At 77.2% G+C, this 601-nt stretch carries 1 protein-coding gene; it reads right to left on the bottom strand.

The window, feature by feature from the left end:
• Window positions 1-23: 23 nt before the first annotated feature.
• The coding region (locus FB586_RS18680) for a dehydroquinate synthase/iron-containing alcohol dehydrogenase family protein (RefSeq protein WP_136520855.1) at window positions 24-601 on the bottom strand (578 nt) is incomplete at its 5' end.

The raw sequence follows: 601 nt of genomic DNA, 5'->3' as shown, positions 1-601 counted from the left end.
TCGCAGGCCCTCGTGGACCGCGGTCATCGCGCACCTGCCACGGCGGGGAGGTCGCGCGGCGCGGGCTCGTCGCGCAGGGACGCGCGGTCGCCCGAGTGGGCGGCGCGGACGATGCGCTCCAGCGCGTCGACGTCGAGGGGGCGCGGATTGTTGGCGACCAGTCGCTCGGCTCCGGCCGCCTGCTCGGCGGTCCACCGCAGCCGGTCCTCGGGCAGCCCCAGGTCAGCCAGGGTGGCCGGGATGCCGACCGCGGACAGCAGGGCGGCCACCCGGTCGATCGCCTCGTCGGCGAGGTCCTCGGGGGTGCCGGTGGCCGGTGCGCCCATCGCCACCGCCACCGCGGCGAGCTCGGTGATCCGCTCGGGCCGGTTGAACTCCATCACGTAGGGCAGGAGCAGCCCGACCCCGATCCCGTGCGGGGTGTGGGTCAGGGCGCCGACCGGGTACTGGATGGCGTGGGCGGCGGCGGTCCCGGCCGTGCCGAGCGCGAAGCCGCCGGCCGTGGCGCCCAGCATCATCGCCTCGCGGGCCGGCACGTCGTCGGGCTGGGACCAGGCGCGCTCCAGGCTGCCGGCGATGAGCCGGATGCCGAGGAGCGCAG

This window comes from Cellulomonas telluris (assembly GCF_004886325.1).
In the GTDB taxonomy this organism is placed as follows: domain Bacteria; phylum Actinomycetota; class Actinomycetes; order Actinomycetales; family Cellulomonadaceae; genus Cellulomonas; species Cellulomonas telluris.
This window is presented reverse-complemented; position numbering and strand designations above follow the sequence as displayed.